Annotated in this window: 18 protein-coding genes; 13 read left to right on the forward strand and 5 right to left on the reverse strand. The window is 44.9% G+C overall.

What is annotated here, in order from left to right:
• Positions 1-32 precede the first annotated feature (32 nt).
• Complete coding sequence (locus tag AK965_RS14370) at positions 33-905, reverse strand: outer membrane protein OmpK (protein WP_099080250.1); 873 nt, start codon at positions 903-905, stop codon at positions 33-35.
• A gap of 323 nt (positions 906-1,228) precedes the next feature.
• Here AK965_RS14370 and AK965_RS14380 point away from each other — a divergent pair, with 323 nt between their 5' ends.
• From AK965_RS14380 to AK965_RS14395, 4 genes are read left to right on the forward strand one after another with little or no spacing between them, the layout of a single operon-like run.
• The gene (locus AK965_RS14380; protein WP_099080252.1) at positions 1,229-1,825 is read left to right on the forward strand and encodes an LON peptidase substrate-binding domain-containing protein; all 597 of its coding nucleotides are present in this window, start codon (positions 1,229-1,231) and stop codon (positions 1,823-1,825) included.
• Complete coding sequence (locus AK965_RS14385; protein WP_099080253.1) at positions 1,822-3,183, forward strand: DUF4397 domain-containing protein; 1,362 nt, start codon at positions 1,822-1,824, stop codon at positions 3,181-3,183. Before AK965_RS14380 ends, AK965_RS14385 begins: the two co-directional genes overlap by 4 nt.
• Positions 3,184-3,228: 45 nt before the next feature.
• Positions 3,229-3,813, forward strand: coding sequence for an RNA polymerase sigma factor (locus AK965_RS14390; protein WP_099080254.1), 585 nt, complete (start codon positions 3,229-3,231; stop codon positions 3,811-3,813).
• Positions 3,810-4,472 carry a ChrR family anti-sigma-E factor gene (locus AK965_RS14395; RefSeq protein WP_099080255.1) on the forward strand — a complete coding sequence of 221 codons (663 nt, stop codon included), beginning with the start codon at positions 3,810-3,812 and terminating at the stop codon, positions 4,470-4,472. The genes AK965_RS14390 and AK965_RS14395 overlap by 4 nt, the downstream gene beginning before the upstream one ends.
• Positions 4,473-4,534: 62 nt before the next feature.
• Here the strand turns inward: AK965_RS14395 and AK965_RS14400 are convergent, their stop codons facing one another.
• The 4 genes from AK965_RS14400 to AK965_RS14415 form a co-directional block, all read right to left on the reverse strand.
• Positions 4,535-5,887, reverse strand: a complete 1,353-nt coding sequence (locus tag AK965_RS14400) for an MFS transporter (RefSeq protein WP_099080256.1) — start codon at positions 5,885-5,887, stop codon at positions 4,535-4,537.
• Positions 5,888-5,957: 70 nt separating this feature from the next.
• A complete protein-coding gene (locus tag AK965_RS14405; RefSeq protein ID WP_099080257.1) occupies positions 5,958-6,503 on the reverse strand; it encodes a peptidylprolyl isomerase in 546 nt (181 codons plus the stop codon).
• The gene (locus tag AK965_RS14410) at positions 6,503-7,072 is read right to left on the reverse strand and encodes a YajG family lipoprotein (protein WP_099080258.1); all 570 of its coding nucleotides are present in this window, start codon (positions 7,070-7,072) and stop codon (positions 6,503-6,505) included. Before AK965_RS14410 ends, AK965_RS14405 begins: the two co-directional genes overlap by 1 nt.
• Positions 7,073-7,110: 38 nt before the next feature.
• Positions 7,111-8,265 (reverse strand): methyltransferase, encoded by a 1,155-nt coding sequence (locus AK965_RS14415; protein WP_099080259.1) that lies wholly within the window; start codon positions 8,263-8,265, stop codon positions 7,111-7,113.
• A gap of 205 nt (positions 8,266-8,470) precedes the next feature.
• On the opposite strand from AK965_RS14415, the gene AK965_RS14420 reads away from it, so the two are divergent.
• The 9 genes from AK965_RS14420 (at position 8,471) to nqrM (ending at position 16,689) form a co-directional block, all read left to right on the forward strand.
• Positions 8,471-8,779, forward strand: a complete 309-nt coding sequence (locus AK965_RS14420; RefSeq protein WP_099080260.1) for a BolA/IbaG family iron-sulfur metabolism protein — start codon at positions 8,471-8,473, stop codon at positions 8,777-8,779.
• 471 nt (positions 8,780-9,250) lie between these two features.
• Positions 9,251-10,591, forward strand: coding sequence for a Na(+)-translocating NADH-quinone reductase subunit A (locus AK965_RS14425; protein WP_099080261.1), 1,341 nt, complete (start codon positions 9,251-9,253; stop codon positions 10,589-10,591).
• A 5-nt stretch (positions 10,592-10,596) separates the two neighbouring features.
• A complete protein-coding gene (locus tag AK965_RS14430; RefSeq protein ID WP_099080262.1) occupies positions 10,597-11,841 on the forward strand; it encodes an NADH:ubiquinone reductase (Na(+)-transporting) subunit B in 1,245 nt (414 codons plus the stop codon).
• Complete coding sequence (locus AK965_RS14435; RefSeq protein ID WP_099080263.1) at positions 11,831-12,604, forward strand: Na(+)-translocating NADH-quinone reductase subunit C; 774 nt, start codon at positions 11,831-11,833, stop codon at positions 12,602-12,604. Before AK965_RS14430 ends, AK965_RS14435 begins: the two co-directional genes overlap by 11 nt.
• Positions 12,604-13,236 carry an NADH:ubiquinone reductase (Na(+)-transporting) subunit D gene (locus AK965_RS14440; protein WP_099080264.1) on the forward strand — a complete coding sequence of 211 codons (633 nt, stop codon included), beginning with the start codon at positions 12,604-12,606 and terminating at the stop codon, positions 13,234-13,236. The genes AK965_RS14435 and AK965_RS14440 overlap by 1 nt, the downstream gene beginning before the upstream one ends.
• A gap of 7 nt (positions 13,237-13,243) precedes the next feature.
• Positions 13,244-13,840 carry an NADH:ubiquinone reductase (Na(+)-transporting) subunit E gene (gene nqrE, locus AK965_RS14445; RefSeq protein WP_005427385.1) on the forward strand — a complete coding sequence of 199 codons (597 nt, stop codon included), beginning with the start codon at positions 13,244-13,246 and terminating at the stop codon, positions 13,838-13,840.
• A 33-nt stretch (positions 13,841-13,873) separates the two neighbouring features.
• On the forward strand, positions 13,874-15,097 hold the full coding sequence (nqrF, locus tag AK965_RS14450) for an NADH:ubiquinone reductase (Na(+)-transporting) subunit F (protein ID WP_099080265.1): 1,224 nt from the start codon (positions 13,874-13,876) through the stop codon (positions 15,095-15,097).
• 331 nt (positions 15,098-15,428) lie between these two features.
• Positions 15,429-16,433 carry an FAD:protein FMN transferase gene (locus AK965_RS14455; protein WP_099080266.1) on the forward strand — a complete coding sequence of 335 codons (1,005 nt, stop codon included), beginning with the start codon at positions 15,429-15,431 and terminating at the stop codon, positions 16,431-16,433.
• Positions 16,434-16,455: 22 nt separating this feature from the next.
• A complete protein-coding gene (gene nqrM, locus AK965_RS14460; RefSeq protein ID WP_005436655.1) occupies positions 16,456-16,689 on the forward strand; it encodes a (Na+)-NQR maturation NqrM in 234 nt (77 codons plus the stop codon).
• The last annotated feature ends 167 nt before the right edge of the window (positions 16,690-16,856 follow it).

Here is a 16,856-nt window from a genome sequence, read left to right on the forward strand (position 1 = left end):
GCGCCATTTTTGGGGAAAACTTATTGGTTCAATTAGAACTTGTAAGTGACAGCTACGTAGTGAGCAAAACCAGTCGTTTTGAAGCCGTCAGAGTCTTTGATGCCGTAAACATCTTTATAACCTTTTAGGCCGTAACCAACAGCATAACGATCTGAGTGCCAGTAGATACCGTTGTACATTGCACCGCCGTTGCTAGCAGAAGAATATTCTTCTTTCATGCCGAATTGGTAATCAATGTAACCTTGGTAAGAGACGAATGAACCGTTCTCGAAGAAGTAGAAAGGTTTGAACCAGTTAGTCGAGAATTGGTAACCGTTCCAGTCTTTTAGGTTTGAATCGTAAGTAGCGTATAGGTTCATGCCTACTTTACCAAACCATGGTAGTTCTACATTTGAACCTAGACCAACTTTCTGCTGGTTTACACCGAAAGTGCCCGAATCAACACATGCTTTTACGCTACCATCAGGGTTTTTGCCACAGTTTGAATCTTTAATTTTTTTGTCAGGTGTCGTGTTTACGCCATCCCAAGTAATTTCAGATGCAACGAATAGTTCTTGAACTGGACCGAAAGATAGGTCTTGACCAGTTAGAGCATCAATAGACATGCGAGGCGCAAATTTCATGAACATTTTTGCTTGGCTGTCTGCTTTGTCGCTACTTGGGTTAGATAGTAGGTTGAACACATCAACATAGCCGTAAAGTTCAAAAATACCAGAGCGACCGCCAAATTCCATCTCTAGGTAATCGTGTGAAGACTCGCCAGGAAGTTCGTCAAATGCACCCATTAGGTTGAATTGCATCCACTTGTAATCGTTCTTGTGGATATCGCCGTCAGAGTAATCTGCCGCCATAACAGGAGCTGATGTAGCTGCTAGTAGGCTAAGAGCTAAAAGTGATTTACGCATAAGTGGACTCTCTATGTTTGTAATGATTCAGAACACGCAATCTTCGCTGCGCTTTCCAATTGGCGGGAATAATAGCGATAAAAATCTCAAATGAAAGTGATAAACGGTGCAAAAGTAAATATTTTTAGTGATGATCGTCACGTAATTGGTCAATGCCATGGAACTTTTTATTTGTTGCATCGATTTGCAGTGTTTGTGTGACTTGGATCGTTTGCGCAAGCGGTTTTATGAATTTTTAAGCCAGTCGATTAACCAACAAAAATCGTTAGTGATCCTATTTGTGTCCTCTTCGTAACACTTTATGAATCAAAGAGGACGCTTGAATGAAAGAAGTCATGTTATTCCCACTGACCTCCGTCGTATTACCTGAAGGCAAGATGAATCTGCGTATTTTTGAACCAAGATACAAACGCATGGTGAAAGAATGCTGCCTCCAAAACGTAGGGTTTGGGGTCTGTCTTGTGGGCAATGGAACCGACGCCAAGGCGGTTGGGAATGTTTCATCGATCGGAACTTTGGTCACCATCGTTGATTTTGAAACACTCAGTGATGGGCTTCTTGGTATTACTGTTGTTGGTGAGAAACGATTCATCGTTAAACGCGTTAGAGCGGACTCAGATGGCCTTCGCCATGCGGAAGTTGAGTGGATGGGCAACTGGCAAGCGCCAGAGCCCGCCCCGGCGTTTGTTTATTTGAGTCAACAGTTGAATCATGTTTATAAACAGTTTCCCCAACTCGGAAATCTCTATCAACACCGTTTCTATGATGATCCATCATGGGTTGCTCAACGTTGGTTAGAGCTGTTACCTCTCGATAGTACGTTGTTTGAAAAGTTGGTAGGAGCAGAGGATTGTTTACCTGCACTGCAATTTCTTAATGATGCCATTGAAGCCCCTCCCAAAAAAGAGACTAAGATATGAATGGATTTTCAAAACTAGCAGTGACCGTTGTCGCTGTGCTCGGTATCAGTGCTTGTGGTTCTGACAGCGACAGCAAAGACTACACGTATTTGCAGGCTGTTCATGCGTCCCCGGATGCGCCTCGTGCCAATGTTCTGCTTAACGGCAATGAGGCGTTGTCAGACCTTGATTATGGCTCTGGATCTGGTTATGTACGACTTGAAGAAGGGACGTATGATGTTGCTGTCGACGTTCAGTTGCCTGGTGGCCAAACGGCGGAAGTCATCAACGCGCCGCTCTACCTTGATGATGATATTCTTTACACCGCATTTGTTGTCGGTAGTGCGGCTGATGGGTCGGTAGAACCTCTTATTGTGACACGTTCAGAAGATTCGATGGCCAATAACCAGAGTCTGGATGTGCAAGTTGTCCACGCCGCGACTGGTGTTACCCAAGTCAATGTATTTGTTACGACTCCTGATGCAGACCTTACCAATGAGAACCCTGTCGCGACCCTTGCCTATACCCAATTTACTAACGTTCTCAATATCCCAGATGGCGAATACCAGATTCGTTTGACCGATTCTTCTGATGCGGCGAACACGCCGGTCTTTGATTCAGGCCCATTGACTCTAGCGCCAAACAGCAATTTAACCGTCGCTGCGATAAATAAAGGCGGCTCGGTATCTGAGTCACCCGTAAAATTGCTTGTTCTCGATGGCGAGGGTTCGACTATAGTTCAAAATGTGTCTAATGACTCTATGCGTGATTTCCCGTCCGCAGAATCAGACGTTCGGGTCGGACACCTAGTTAATGGCGCCCCGAACGTTGATGTGTCTCTAGATGGTACAACAGTGCTTTCAGACGTAGCCTTTAAAACCATCTCAACTTATCAAACATTGGCTTCAGACTCTTACCAAGTTCAGGTTGATGCGCAAGGTATAGCAACCCCAATTATTAGCGCAGATTTAGCCTTTGCTCCAGGCAACTCATATAGCGTATATGCGATTGGCTTAGTGTCTGATATTGAAGCGCTAGTCGTTGAAGACAACAGAAGATCGATTGCAACGAGTGCCGTCCTGAATGTGACACATGCGGCTGCAAACCCAGCCGCTGCAACTGTTGATGTTTACCTCACGCAGTCACAGGATATTTCGAGCATTGATCCAGCGATAGCCAATTTTGCGTATAAAGATAGTGTTCAAAATATTTATGTAGCAGCGGGCGATTATTATGTGACGGTTACCGCACCTGGTGACAAAACGCCTGTTATAGGTCCAGCACCTTTACCTACGCTAGAAAATGGTATGGTATATCAAGCTATTGCCATTGACGATAATGGTGGCTTTAACCTTTTGGTTAATGACATCACGAATTAGGATGAAGAGGGAGGAGGCGACTCCTCCCGACTATTAAGGTTGATTATGATGAGTGATAACTCTCAGAAACTAGGGCGAAGCGAGTGGAACGCATACATGGACAGGGTAAAAGCGAGAGACACCGACGCGTTTGCCTTTGTATTTCGTTTCTATGCACCGAAACTGAAGCAGTTCGCTTATAAGCATGTTGGTAACGATCAAGTGGCGATGGAGATGGTGCAAGAGGCCATGGCGACGGTGTGGCAAAAAGCCCATTTATATGACGGGTCGAAAAGCGCGTTATCAACCTGGATCTACACGATTATTCGAAATCAGTGCTTTGACTTACTGAGAAAACAGAAAGGCAAAGATCTGCATATTCATTCTGATGACATCTGGCCATCGGAATACTACCCCCCTGATTTGGTTGACCATTATTCGCCGGAGCAGGACATGCTCAAAGAGCAGGTGGTTAAGTTTTTAGACATACTGCCCAAAAATCAGAGAGATGTTCTGCGGGCAGTGTATTTAGAGGAAATGCCCCATCAACAAGTTGCGGAGCTTTTCGATATTCCTCTTGGCACCGTTAAATCGCGCTTAAGATTGGCGGTAGAAAAATTAAGGCATTCGATGCATACGGAGCAACTATGAACAAACACCCAGATAACAACTTGTTAGAGGCCTATGCTTCAGGAAGTATCGATGCGGTTTCTGGTTTAGTGGTCGCAACCCATTTGGAAACATGTTCCTATTGCCGTGCATGTGTCAATCAAATGGAAGCGGCCCAAGCCTGTGATGTCGCCAATGATATTCCGGCTGACTATGACCCTACTTTTGACCTCATGTTTCGTGACATTATTAATTCAAAGCCAACCTGTGATGATATTATTATCAGAGAAGTCGCTTCGGTAAGCGTTGCGGGTAAAACTTTTCAGCTTCCAAAAACGTTGAGTCGGTACACTGACTTAGTCGGAGATTGGAAGAGTTATGGCGGTAAGGTCTTTAGTGCTCAAATCGATTTTGGGGAAGACGCAAGAGTAAACCTGATGTACATCAGTGAAGATGTAAGGATTCCACAGCATACCCATAAGGGGTTGGAGTCAACTTTAGTTTTACATGGTGGATTCAGTGATGAAGATGGCCACTATGAGCAAGGCGATCTGCTGGTAAGAGATGCATCGAATAAGCACAGTCCATTTACCAAAACCGGGGAAGACTGTTTGTGTTTGACGGTGCTGACAGAACCGATGATTTTCACTCAAGGTGTCGCCCGAATCTTTAATCTATTTGGTAACGGCATGTACCCTTAACATCACGAATTCAAAGTAAAAACCACCGTTTTTCGGTGGTTTTTTTTATTAATCTCACGTGGTTAGTGTCGTTGCTTCGCTTTCTCTAGCAAATCTGTAAAGTAGTGTCTTAACGAATAAAGCATGATTAAGCTTGGAATTACCATGACTGCGGTAAGGATAAAGAAAGCCGTCCAATTGTCTAGGTAGTCGACCAATTCCCCACTAAAAGAAGCGAGTGTTGTTCGCCCAAAATTACCTAAAGAGGCGAGCAAAGCGTATTGTGTCGCGGAAAATGCCTGTCCTGTCAATATTGTTAAGAAAGACACGAAAGCAACCGTTGAGAAGGCGGTTGTAAAGTTATCAACGATGATGGTCGCTAAGTACAAATGCTCACTCGGGCCGACTTTCGCAATCCATGCGAACATCAGGTTGCTGGCTGCCATGGCAATACCACCAATCATCAGGCCGCGGACGATACCAAACTTCACATTGAACATACTGCCAACAAACGTAAACAGCATGGTTGCACCCCAGCCAATTAATTTGGAGTAGTAACCGATTTGCTCGTTGCTAAAGCCAATATCTTTATAGAACGCGATCGACATTCTACCTAAGAACGCTTCACCAATCTTAAACAAGAAAACGAAGAGCAGCAAAGTAATAGCAACACGCACTCCGTTTCGGTTAAAGAAATCAAGGAACGGTTCTACAACGGTCACGGTAAACCAAGCAACCAGCTTAGAACCAACCACTTCTTTATGACGTTGTTCGGCTTGATGTTGCAGTTGTTCACGCTGAGTTTGCGGTTCACCAACTAACAACGTGAATATCATCAATAACACCACAATGATAGCCATACCATAATAAACGCCATTCCAGCCCACGCTGTCTGCATTGATGAAAGCGAGGTAACCCGGAAGTGAGTATCCTGTCCACCAGCCGATCACCGCCATCGCCGAAGCTTGTGGTAACTTGGATGATTCTGATTTAGGAAACGTATCAATACGGAAAGCATCGATAGCAATATCTTGGGTAGCAGAAGCGGTTGCAATACAGAGTGCGAGCATAGAGGTGAAAATCAAATTTTCTGCCGGGTTTACTTCTGCAATATAAAGCGTCGCGACTAAGATGATAGACTGGCAAAGGAGAATCCAACTACGGCGTTGTCCCAATAATCGATGTAGCACGGGTAATTTGACGCGATCGACCAGTGGAGCCCACATAAAGTTGATTGCGTATACGGCAAACACACTACCGAAATAACCGATAGCAGACAGCGTCAAACCGGCGTCTTTGAGCCAGCCAGACATGTTTGAACCAATAAGTACCCAAGGGAAACCGCTCGAACAACCGAGCATGAAGACCCACATTAGGCGTTTGTCGAGGTAACTTTTTACTGTTTCCAGCCAAGTAATGGAAGGCAGTGAAGACATAAATGGATCCGTTAATATCGAGCGACGAAAAGAGAAAGCCCTTCGACTATTCAAAGGGCTTATTGGCTTGCTACTTAATGAGAGTGGCCTTGGTTATGACAATTTGCGTCTCAGGGACATCTTGCATTCGACCGACGGATTTGGTTGGCTGTTTCGCCATTTTTTGAATCACATCGAAACCTTCGGTCACTTCTCCAAATACCGCATAGCCTGGTGGACGAGAGCCGTAGTTTAAGAAGTCATTATCAGTTAGGTTAATAAAAAACTGGCGCGTCGCAGAGTCAGGAAGATTGGTTCGAGCCATAGCAATGGTTGCACGGTCGTTGTTTAAACCGTTGTTTCCTTCGTTTTTAATTGGCGCGTACGTTTTTACCATTTGCATGTCTTGGTTGAACCCTCCCCCCTGAGCCATAAAACCCGGGATCACGCGATGAAAAATAGTGCCTTCATAGCTGCCGTCTTCCACATATTTAAGAAAGTTCGCGACTGTGATTGGTGCTTTTTCTTGATTCAATTCAACGGTGAAGTTACCTAACGTTGTTTCAAACGCAACTTTTGGACCAGCAAAAACACTGCAGCTAAGCAAGGCAAGAGAAAGAATAGCTTTACGCAACATTAGAATCGCTCCTGCATGTATTGACGCAACTCTGCATCATTGGCCATTTCTTTTAGGGTAAGTGCGATAACATCATTAAGCGCTTGTTCTATATCTGCGTCAGACGCGCTTAGTGTACCAGAACGTTTCGCTGTGCCTGTAAAGGTTTTTACGAGCTTACCTTGAGGTGTTTCAGCGGTGATCTCAAGCACTGCCTTGGCATCCATTTCGTTTTCCATAACAGAGTGCTTCACATTGACTAATACTTCTTGTATTTCTAATTCAATCGCGTTGTTGCTATTTAGATCAGAGTGAAACCCCTGAGAAGATAATTGCTGTTCGAGCGCCCCTTCCAGTGAGATACGCAGGCTTTGCTTGGCATGAAGAGGAAGAATGTTCGAACGTCCGTTATCGACCAATGCGACATACTGTGCAGCGCGAAGATCTTTACTGGTTAGACTGTATGTTTTGCCCTGAACGATAGGGTTAGTGCTTAGGGTCGTCTCCGGCATTAGATTAAGTTGTGGTTGTTGAGGTGCTGAACATGCGGCCAGCAAAGCAACCGAAGCCGCGAGTACCAGTTTTTTCATTATATTATTCCTTTTAACCATTTTTCTGAATTCAGACCCTAGTTTGCGCCTAATTTAGCAGGATCTTTTGTTGCCTGTAAAATGACAAACTTATTGTTAGAGGCGACCAATTTTACATTACTGTCGCCAAAAAGACGCTTTAGTTTGGCGTCATAACCGAGATGGCGATTGCCGATGACCAGCAGCTTGCCACCTTTGTTTAAGATTCGTTTTGCATCACAGAACATTTGCCAAGCGATATGGTCTGTAATGGCCTGCTGTTGGTGAAACGGTGGATTACACATGATCAGGTCGCTACTACCAGGTTTAAAGCCGTCCAAGCAGTTATTTGCGATACATTGGTAATCTCTTCCTTCACCTAAATTATCAATTAAATTTTGTTTCGCTGACTCGACAGCCATAAAACTTTCATCGACACAGGTAAGGCGCGTTTGGGGATTCAATTGACCCGCTTTCACGGAGAGTACACCGTTACCGCAGCCTAGGTCGACAATATGCTTAAGGGTTGGATCTTGTGGGATATGCTGTAGCATAAAGCGAGCGCCCAAATCTAAGCTTTCACCTGAATACACGTTGGGCCAATTTTTCAGTTGAATGTCTTCGCCTTCCACATCCCAAATCGTCATTGGATCGACTTCAATAGCGGGCTCTACATTCGCGCGAGAAAACACTAAGCGATGTTTTTTCCAAGCAAGAGATGTTTTTGTTTCGCCCAAGTATTTCTCAAACAGCTTGAGGGTCGACGTGTGGATTTCTTTTGCTTTGTTGACGGCAATAATCGGGCAAGCAGCAGGTAGCGCTTTGCGTAGTTGGCTCAATAACCAAATAAGGTGGCGATTACTCTTTGGTAGTTGGATCAAAACCATGTCGGCATTGGCAGGGATATCATCCATCGTGGTGAGAAACGCGACCTTATTACAATGATTCTGCTCTAAGTTTTGCTGAACGCCTTTATGAGAAATAAAAGAGTCACTCATCAACGTGACGTTATGCTTCTTAGAAAACCAGCAAGCCAATGCACCGAAGTTATCGTTAATAACAACGATGTTTTGATGGTCAGGCAATGCTAGGTCTTCCACGTGATTGATGAGGTATTCATCACCCGCATCCCAAGCTTGAAGTGTTTCATTGGATCGCTTTGGGAAACGATGAAGCGTCAGGCTTCGATCGTGAAGATTCAATTCGGTTTTCATAGGTAAACATAGATTAAGTTGGAAACTAGAGATTATTGTCGCAAATGATGGCGGGCCAAGATACAAAAAGCTGTCAAATTTGCAGTTTTTCACCGCGCATTTTACAAACTCTAATGCGAAAAAGGGACCGAGAATGCGAGGCGGAGCATTTAATTTACGAAGCGAAAGTATATACTTGTCAAGTTGGCATCAATGAGGGCTGAATATGATCCAAGAAATCATAGAAAAAAAATTGCATATTAACTTGCAACCTGACTACCTAAAAGTGATTAATGAAAGCTATATGCACAATGTTCCCCCTGGTTCGGAGAGTCATTTTAAGGTGATTGTGGTAAGTGGTGCATTTGCCGGGCAGCGTCTTATCGGCCGTCACCGTCAAGTGCATTTGGTGCTTGCAGATGAGTTAGATAACCACATTCACGCGCTTGCCATCCACACTTATACACCAGAAGAATGGAAGTTCGAGCAAGACGGTGCACCTGACAGCCCTATGTGCTTGGGTGGTGGTCGATAAACTAAACATAACATGCTGATTTTTTAAAAGATGGCTTTGGCCATCTTTTTTATATTTTGCCCATTTTTGAAGGGGGAGATAGACGCTCTGTGAGTAAACGAGTATTAACAGTATTTCAACAAATGAATGGAAGTTAATGCTTATTTCAAAGCGTGAATGCATTATTAATACACCCAATAAAAGTGAGTTGGCGTTTGTGCGATGGTTCAAACTTATGACTAATATTTAGCCTTTTAGCGTTATTTCGTACGAAATAAAACCACTATTGCTGTGATTGGTCATGGCATCAAGTTCCTAAAAAATGCTAAACTACTGCACCTGATAAATCCATCCCAAAAACAGTGATGAGATTTTTAATAGGATGTTGCGATTTTGGTGCTTTAAACAGCATCAGAACCGGACACTGATGTCGTGTCTAAAAGTTACGCAATCAAAAGAATCTTTTTCCCGATAAAAGTAGTGCAAGTGCGTATGATTACAATAAAGAAGGGCTTGGATCTTCCTATCGCAGGAACTCCATCCCAGGTGATTAATGATGGTAAGACCATCAAAAAAGTCGCCTTGCTTGGCGAAGAGTACGTTGGCATGCGTCCTACCATGCATGTCCGCGTTGGTGATGAAGTGAAAAAAGCGCAAGTTCTTTTTGAAGACAAAAAGAACCCTGGCGTGAAGTTCACTGCTCCAGCAGCTGGTAAAGTGATCGAAGTGAACCGTGGCGCGAAGCGTGTTCTTCAATCTGTAGTGATTGAAGTGGCAGGTGAAGAGCAGGTGACATTCGACAAGTTTGAAGCAGCTCAACTAGTTGGTTTAGATCGTGAAGTGATCAAGACTCAACTAATTGAATCTGGCCTTTGGACCGCTTTACGTACTCGTCCGTTCAGCAAGGTTCCAGCAATTGAGTCTTCTACTAAGGCTATCTTCGTAACTGCAATGGATACTAATCCACTTGCGGCTCAGCCTGAGTTGATCATCAATGAACAAAAAGAAGCATTCGTTGCAGGTCTAGACATTCTTTCAGCTCTGACAGAAGACAAGGTTTACGTTTGTAAATCTGGCACGAGTTTGCCACGCTCTTCTCAGTCTAACGTAGAAGAACATGTCTTCGATGGCCCTCACCCAGCAGGTCTTGCTGGCACCCACATGCATTTCCTATACCCAGTAAATGCACAAAACGTGGCTTGGAGCATCAACTACCAAGACGTTATCGCGTTCGGTAAGTTATTCCTAACAGGTGAGCTATACACGGATCGTGTAGTGTCTTTAGCTGGCCCAGTAGTGAATAACCCTCGTCTAGTTCGCACTGTAGTCGGCGCTAGCCTAGATGACTTAACAGATAATGAATTGATGCCTGGCGAAGTTCGTGTGATCTCTGGTTCTGTACTTTCAGGTACACAAGCTGTTGGTCCACACGCGTACCTTGGCCGTTACCATCAACAGGTTTCTGTATTACGCGAAGGCCGTGACAAAGAGCTATTTGGCTGGGCAATGCCTGGTAAAAACAAGTTCTCTGTAACGAAATCTTTCCTTGGTCACTTATTTAAAGGTCAGTTGTTCAACATGACGACGTCGACTAACGGTAGTGATCGTTCAATGGTTCCAATCGGCAACTACGAACGCGTAATGCCTCTAGACATGGAGCCTACTCTGCTACTTCGTGATCTATGTGCTGGCGATACAGACAGTGCTCAAGCACTAGGTGCGCTTGAACTGGATGAAGAAGATCTAGCATTGTGTACCTTTGTATGTCCTGGTAAGTACGAGTACGGTTTGTTACTTCGTGAATGCCTAGATACGATCGAGAAGGAAGGGTAATTTTCATGGCTCTTAAAAAGTTTCTTGAAGACATCGAGCATCATTTTGAACCGGGCGGCAAACACGAAAAGTGGTTTGCTCTGTACGAAGCTGCAGCAACTGTTTTCTACACGCCTGGTCTAGTGACTAAAAAAAGCTCACACGTTCGTGATAGCGTTGACCTAAAACGTATCATGATCATGGTTTGGTTCGCGGTATTCCCAGCAATGTTTTGGGGTATGTACAACGCAGGTGGCCAAGCTATCGCAGCTCTAAACCACATGTACGCTGGTGAACAACTAGCGACAATCATCGGTGGTAACTGGCACTACTGGCTAACCGAAATGCTTGGCGGCACTCTTGGCGCTGATGCAGGGGTTGGCAGTAAAATGCTACTAGGTGCGACTTACTTCCTACCTATCTACGCAACGGTATTTATCGTTGGTGGTTTCTGGGAAGTGCTGTTTTGTATGGTGCGTAAGCACGAAGTTAACGAAGGTTTCTTTGTTACTTCTATTCTGTTCGCACTTATCGTTCCACCAACGCTACCTTTGTGGCAAGCGGCACTAGGTATTACCTTTGGTGTTGTTGTTGCTAAAGAGATTTTCGGTGGTACAGGTCGTAACTTCCTTAACCCTGCACTTGCAGGCCGTGCGTTCCTATTTTTCGCTTACCCTGCTCAAATCTCGGGTGACGTCGTTTGGACTGCAGCTGACGGCTTCTCTGGTGCAACGGCGCTTAGCCAATGGGCTAACGGCGGTAGCGGCGCGTTGATCAACAACATCACTGGCGCTCCTGTGACTTGGATGGATGCTTTCATTGGTAACATCCCAGGCTCAATCGGTGAAGTATCGACGCTAGCACTAATGATTGGCGCAGCGATGATCGTTTACATGCGAATCGCTTCATGGCGCATCATTGCGGGTGTAATGATCGGTATGATTGCAGTAGCGACACTATTTAACGTGATCGGTTCTGACACCAACCCAATGTTCAACATGCCATGGCACTGGCACCTAGTTCTAGGTGGTTTTGCGTTCGGTATGTTCTTCATGGCAACAGACCCAGTATCCGCTTCATTTACCAATGGCGGTAAGTGGTGGTACGGCATCCTTATCGGTGCAATGTGTGTGATGATCCGTGTAGTTAACCCAGCGTACCCAGAAGGTATGATGCTGGCGATTCTATTCGCGAACCTATTTGCACCTCTGTTCGACCATGTAGTGATTGAGAAGAACATCAAGCGGAGACTAGCACGCTATGGCAAGTAATAACGACAGCATTAAAAAGACGCTGGGTGTTGTTGTCGGGTTGAGCCTCGTTTGTTCAATCATCGTATCAACAGCCGCAGTAGGTTTACGCAGCAAACAGCAAGAAAATGCTGTGCTAGATAAGCAAACTAAAATCCTTGAAGTCGCTGGCATTGAAGCGTCAAATTCAGCACAAGTGAAAGAGCTGTACGGTGAGTACATTGAGCCACGTTTGGTGGATTTCAAAACAGGTAACTTTGTTGAAGGCAATGCTGGTGCTTATGATCAGCGCTCGGCAGCAAAAGATCCTGCACAATCTATCAAACTAACCGCTGAACAAGACAAAGCGAAAATCATCCGTCGTGCAAACGTGGGTACGGTTTACCTTGTTAAGCAAGATGGCAAAGTTGACCAAGTGATTCTGCCGGTTCACGGTAACGGTCTATGGTCAATGATGTATGCGTTCGTGGCAGTACAAACTGATGGTAACACCGTTAACGGTATTACTTACTACGAACAAGGTGAAACTCCGGGATTGGGTGGTGAAGTTGAGAACCCAACTTGGCGTGCACAATTCGTAGGCAAAGAGCTGTTTGACGAAAACCACAAACCAGCGATCAAGATCGTGAAGGGTGGTGCGCCACAAGGTTCTAAGCATGCAGTAGATGGTCTATCAGGTGCAACGCTTACTGCAGTAGGTGTACAGCACACGTTTGACTTTTGGCTAGGCAACAACGGTTTTGGACCGTTCCTAGAGAAAGTGCGTGACGGAGGTCTAAACTAATGTCCAGTACCCAAAATGTTAAAAAGAGCATCCTAGCGCCAGTATTGGATAACAACCCAATCGCGCTTCAGGTTCTTGGTGTATGTTCTGCGCTTGCAGTAACAACAAAACTAGAGACAGCGTTTGTTATGACTCTAGCGGTTATTTTCGTAACGGCTCTGTCTAACTTCTGTGTATCTCTTATCCGTAACCACATTCCTAACAGCGTACGTATCATCGTTCAGATGGCGATCATCGCATCGTTAGTTATCGTGGTAGACCAAGTGCTAAAAGCCTACCTATACGATATCTCTAAGCAGCTATCGGTATTCGTAGGTCTTATCATCACGAACTGTATCGTAATGGGTCGTGCTGAAGCATTCGCAATGAAGTCTGCGCCAATTCCATCTCTAATCGACGGTATTGGTAACGGTCTTGGTTACGGTTTCGTTCTTATCACTGTCGGTTTCTTCCGTGAGCTATTTGGCTCAGGTAAACTGTTCGGTATGGAAGTGCTTCCGCTAGTGAGCAATGGTGGTTGGTACCAACCAAACGGCCTGATGCTACTAGCACCATCTGCATTCTTCCTAATCGGCTTCCTGATCTGGGTAATCCGTATTCTGAAACCAGAACAAGTAGAAGCGAAGGAGTAAGGGCGTCATGGAACATTACATCAGTCTGCTAGTTAAATCGATTTTCATCGAAAACATGGCACTGTCTTTCTTCCTAGGTATGTGTACTTTCCTTGCCGTATCTAAGAAAGTTAAGACCTCTTTCGGCCTAGGCGTTGCAGTAGTGGTAGTACTTACTATCGCGGTTCCTGTGAACAACCTAGTATACAACCTAGTTCTGAAAGAGAACGCGTTAGTTGAGGGCGTAGACCTTAGCTTCCTAAACTTCATCACCTTCATCGGTGTAATTGCAGCACTTGTACAGATCTTAGAGATGGTTCTTGACCGTTTCTTCCCACCTTTGTACAACGCGCTAGGCATCTTCCTACCGCTGATCACTGTAAACTGTGCGATCTTCGGTGGTGTATCTTTCATGGTACAACGTGACTACAACTTTGCTGAATCTATTGTTTATGGTTTCGGTTCAGGTGTGGGCTGGATGCTAGCCATCGTCGCTCTTGCAGGTATCCGTGAGAAAATGAAGTACTCAGACGTACCTCCTGGTCTACGTGGTCTAGGTATCACGTTCATCACTGTAGGTTTGATGGCGTTAGGCTTTATGTCTTTCTCTGGTGTTCAACTGTAAGTCGGGTAAACCGCAACAATTAAGGAATAGTCAATGGACATTATTCTTGGTGTAGTGATGTTTACTCTGATCGTACTTGCGCTAGTACTAGTGATTCTTTTCGCTAAGTCTAAGCTTGTACCAACAGGTGACATTACAATTTCTGTGAACGATAACCCTGAGTTGGCGATCGTTACACAGCCAGGTGGTAAGCTACTAACTGCGTTAGCGGGTGCTGGCGTATTCGTATCTTCTGCTTGTGGTGGCGGTGGCTCATGTGGCCAGTGTCGCGTAAAAGTTAAATCAGGTGGTGGCGACATCCTACCGACCGAGCTTGACCATATTACGAAAGGTGAAGCGCGTGAAGGTGAGCGTCTAGCGTGTCAGGTTGCAATGAAAACTGACATGGACATCGAACTTCCTGAAGAAATCTTCGGCGTTAAGAAGTGGGAATGTACGGTTATCTCTAACGATAACAAAGCAACATTCATCAAAGAGCTTAAGCTACAAATTCCAGATGGCGAATCAGTACCTTTCCGTGCTGGTGGTTACATCCAGATCGAAGCGCCAGCTCACCACGTGAAATACGCAGATTACGACATTCCTGAGGAATATCGTGAAGATTGGGATAAGTTCAACCTGTTCCGTTACGAGTCGAAAGTAACAGAAGAGACGATTCGTGCGTACTCAATGGCGAACTACCCAGAAGAGCACGGCATCATCATGTTGAACGTTCGTATCGCGACTCCGCCGCCGAACAATCCAGACGTACCACCTGGCATCATGTCATCGTTCATTTGGTCTCTAAAAGAAGGCGACAAGTGTACGATCTCTGGTCCATTCGGTGAGTTCTTCGCAAAAGACACTGACGCAGAAATGGTATTCGTTGGTGGTGGCGCAGGTATGGCTCCAATGCGTTCTCATATCTTCGACCAGCTAAAACGTCTGCACTCTAAGCGTAAGATGTCATTCTGGTACGGTGCACGTTCTAAGCGTGAAATGTTCTACGTAGAAGACTTCGACGGCCTAGCTGCTGAGAACGACAACTTCGTATGGCACTGCGCACTGTCTGATCCACTTCCAGAAGATAACTGGGATGGTTACACTGGCTTCATTCACAACGTTCTTTACGAGAACTACCTACGTGATCATGAAGCGCCAGAAGACTGTGAATACTACATGTGTGGTCCACCTATGATGAACGCGGCTGTTATCGGCATGCTGAAAGATCTAGGTGTAGAGGATGAGAACATCCTACTAGATGACTTCGGTGGTTAAATTTCAGCGTATTTGAAGCTGTAGCGTTGTTGGTTTCATAAACCCACCGGTTCGCCGGCCGTCCTAATCACATAGTTGAACTATGCTCATAGGCTTGGGTTTATTTACCGCCTAGCTACAACTCCAACTCCTTGAAATTATATATGTTATGGCTGACTACCTTTAGTCAGCCATTATTTTTTGTAGAAATAAAAACAATATTCAACAGTTGATATAGGAAATCGGTTTAGTTGCAAAGAACCCATTTTCCATATCAATTTATGCCAATACAGCCAATACTGCCAATCAGATGATTAGGGGAATTGGTATTAACAACACTAGGAGTAAACAAGTGAAAAAGTGGCTTGTTGCATTCGCTTCTCTATTGGTTTTGGCGGGCTGTGAGCAGCCTGCAGATCAAATCCATTTAAGTGGCCCAACAATGGGTACCACTTACAATATCAAATACATCGAGCAAGGTAGCCTACCATCGCCTGAAGTGCTTCAGACAGAAATCGATCGACTACTTGAAGAAGTAAACGATCAAATGTCGACTTACCGTGAAGATTCAGAGCTTAGCCGTTTCAACCAACATCAAACCAGTGAGCAATTTGAAGTATCACCACAAACCGCTACGGTAGTGAAAGAAGCGATTCGTTTAAACGGTCTTACTCTAGGCGCATTGGACGTGACGGTTGGCCCTCTAGTGAATCTTTGGGGGTTTGGCCCAGAAGCGCGTCCAGAAGAGGTTCCAACGGATGAAGAGTTGGCGGCTCGAAAAGCAAATACGGGCATTCACCACCTTTCGGTTGAAGGTAATAAAATATCAAAAGACATTCCAAACCTATATGTCGATCTATCGACTATCGCGAAAGGCTGGGGCGTAGATGTGGTCGCTGATTACCTACAGTCAGAAGGTATTCATAATTACATGGTGGAAATCGGTGGCGAAATGCGTTTGAAAGGCATTAACCGTGAAGGCGTGCCATGGCGCATTGCGATCGAAAAACCAACCGTAGATGAACGCTCAATTCAGGACATTATTGAGCCGGGTGATATGGCAATTGCAACAAGTGGTGACTATCGTAATTACTTTGAGAGCAATGGTGTGCGATACTCTCATATTATTAACCCGCAAACAGGCAAACCGATCCATCATAAAGTGGTGTCTGTAACGGTATTGGATAAATCGTCGATGACGGCTGACGGTCTTGCAACTGGCATCATGGTGCTAGGTGAAGATAAAGGCATGGCTATCGCGAATGAAAATAACATTCCGGTTTTCATGATTGTGAAAACGGATGATGGTTTTAAAGAGCTGGCTTCGGAAGCATACAAGCCGTTCATGAAGAAATAACAACAGAAGTGAGTATGTCCTTATGAGTACATTTCTAATTACTTTTGCTGTCTTTGTTGCGGTAATTGCAGCGATGGCGGTAGGTTACATCTTCCAAAAGAAGGTGGTAAAAGGCAGCTGTGGCGGTCTTGGTGCGGTTGGTATCGAGAAAGTATGTAACTGTCCCGAACCATGTGATGCACGTAAGAAGCGTGAAGCTCGTGAAGCGGCAAGAGCTGAAAAGCTCGCTGCTTGGGAAAAAGATCGCATCGCATAACGTGATTTAAGTTAAAGAAACCCGGTTTTTGCCGGGTTTTTATTTATCTGTCGTCAACACTGAAAAAGAGGGCAATACGATTAATGGTAATATTTTTAGTCGGTTCATAGCGCGCCCTCCATTAGTGTTTTTGCATCAAACGAACACGACTTGTAGAACTCACTATA

This window comes from Vibrio sp. PID17_43 (assembly GCF_002608565.1).
In the GTDB taxonomy this organism is placed as follows: domain Bacteria; phylum Pseudomonadota; class Gammaproteobacteria; order Enterobacterales; family Vibrionaceae; genus Vibrio.

Bases quoted from the DNA above. Each gene is read 5' to 3' on its own strand.
- AK965_RS14370 (WP_099080250.1), bottom strand. From the start codon at position 905: ATGCGTAAATCACTTTTAGCTCTTAGCCTACTAGCAGCTACATCAGCT.
- AK965_RS14380 (WP_099080252.1), top strand. From the start codon at position 1,229: ATGAAAGAAGTCATGTTATTCCCACTGACCTCCGTCGTATTACCTGAA.
- AK965_RS14385 (WP_099080253.1), top strand. From the start codon at position 1,822: ATGAATGGATTTTCAAAACTAGCAGTGACCGTTGTCGCTGTGCTCGGT.
- AK965_RS14390 (WP_099080254.1), top strand. From the start codon at position 3,229: ATGATGAGTGATAACTCTCAGAAACTAGGGCGAAGCGAGTGGAACGCA.
- AK965_RS14395 (WP_099080255.1), top strand. From the start codon at position 3,810: ATGAACAAACACCCAGATAACAACTTGTTAGAGGCCTATGCTTCAGGA.
- AK965_RS14400 (WP_099080256.1), bottom strand. From the start codon at position 5,887: ATGTCTTCACTGCCTTCCATTACTTGGCTGGAAACAGTAAAAAGTTAC.
- AK965_RS14405 (WP_099080257.1), bottom strand. From the start codon at position 6,503: ATGTTGCGTAAAGCTATTCTTTCTCTTGCCTTGCTTAGCTGCAGTGTT.
- AK965_RS14410 (WP_099080258.1), bottom strand. From the start codon at position 7,072: ATGAAAAAACTGGTACTCGCGGCTTCGGTTGCTTTGCTGGCCGCATGT.
- AK965_RS14415 (WP_099080259.1), bottom strand. From the start codon at position 8,265: ATGAAAACCGAATTGAATCTTCACGATCGAAGCCTGACGCTTCATCGT.
- AK965_RS14420 (WP_099080260.1), top strand. From the start codon at position 8,471: ATGATCCAAGAAATCATAGAAAAAAAATTGCATATTAACTTGCAACCT.
- AK965_RS14425 (WP_099080261.1), top strand. From the start codon at position 9,251: ATGATTACAATAAAGAAGGGCTTGGATCTTCCTATCGCAGGAACTCCA.
- AK965_RS14430 (WP_099080262.1), top strand. From the start codon at position 10,597: ATGGCTCTTAAAAAGTTTCTTGAAGACATCGAGCATCATTTTGAACCG.
- AK965_RS14435 (WP_099080263.1), top strand. From the start codon at position 11,831: ATGGCAAGTAATAACGACAGCATTAAAAAGACGCTGGGTGTTGTTGTC.
- AK965_RS14440 (WP_099080264.1), top strand. From the start codon at position 12,604: ATGTCCAGTACCCAAAATGTTAAAAAGAGCATCCTAGCGCCAGTATTG.
- nqrE (WP_005427385.1), top strand. From the start codon at position 13,244: ATGGAACATTACATCAGTCTGCTAGTTAAATCGATTTTCATCGAAAAC.
- nqrF (WP_099080265.1), top strand. From the start codon at position 13,874: ATGGACATTATTCTTGGTGTAGTGATGTTTACTCTGATCGTACTTGCG.
- nqrM (WP_005436655.1), top strand. From the start codon at position 16,456: ATGAGTACATTTCTAATTACTTTTGCTGTCTTTGTTGCGGTAATTGCA.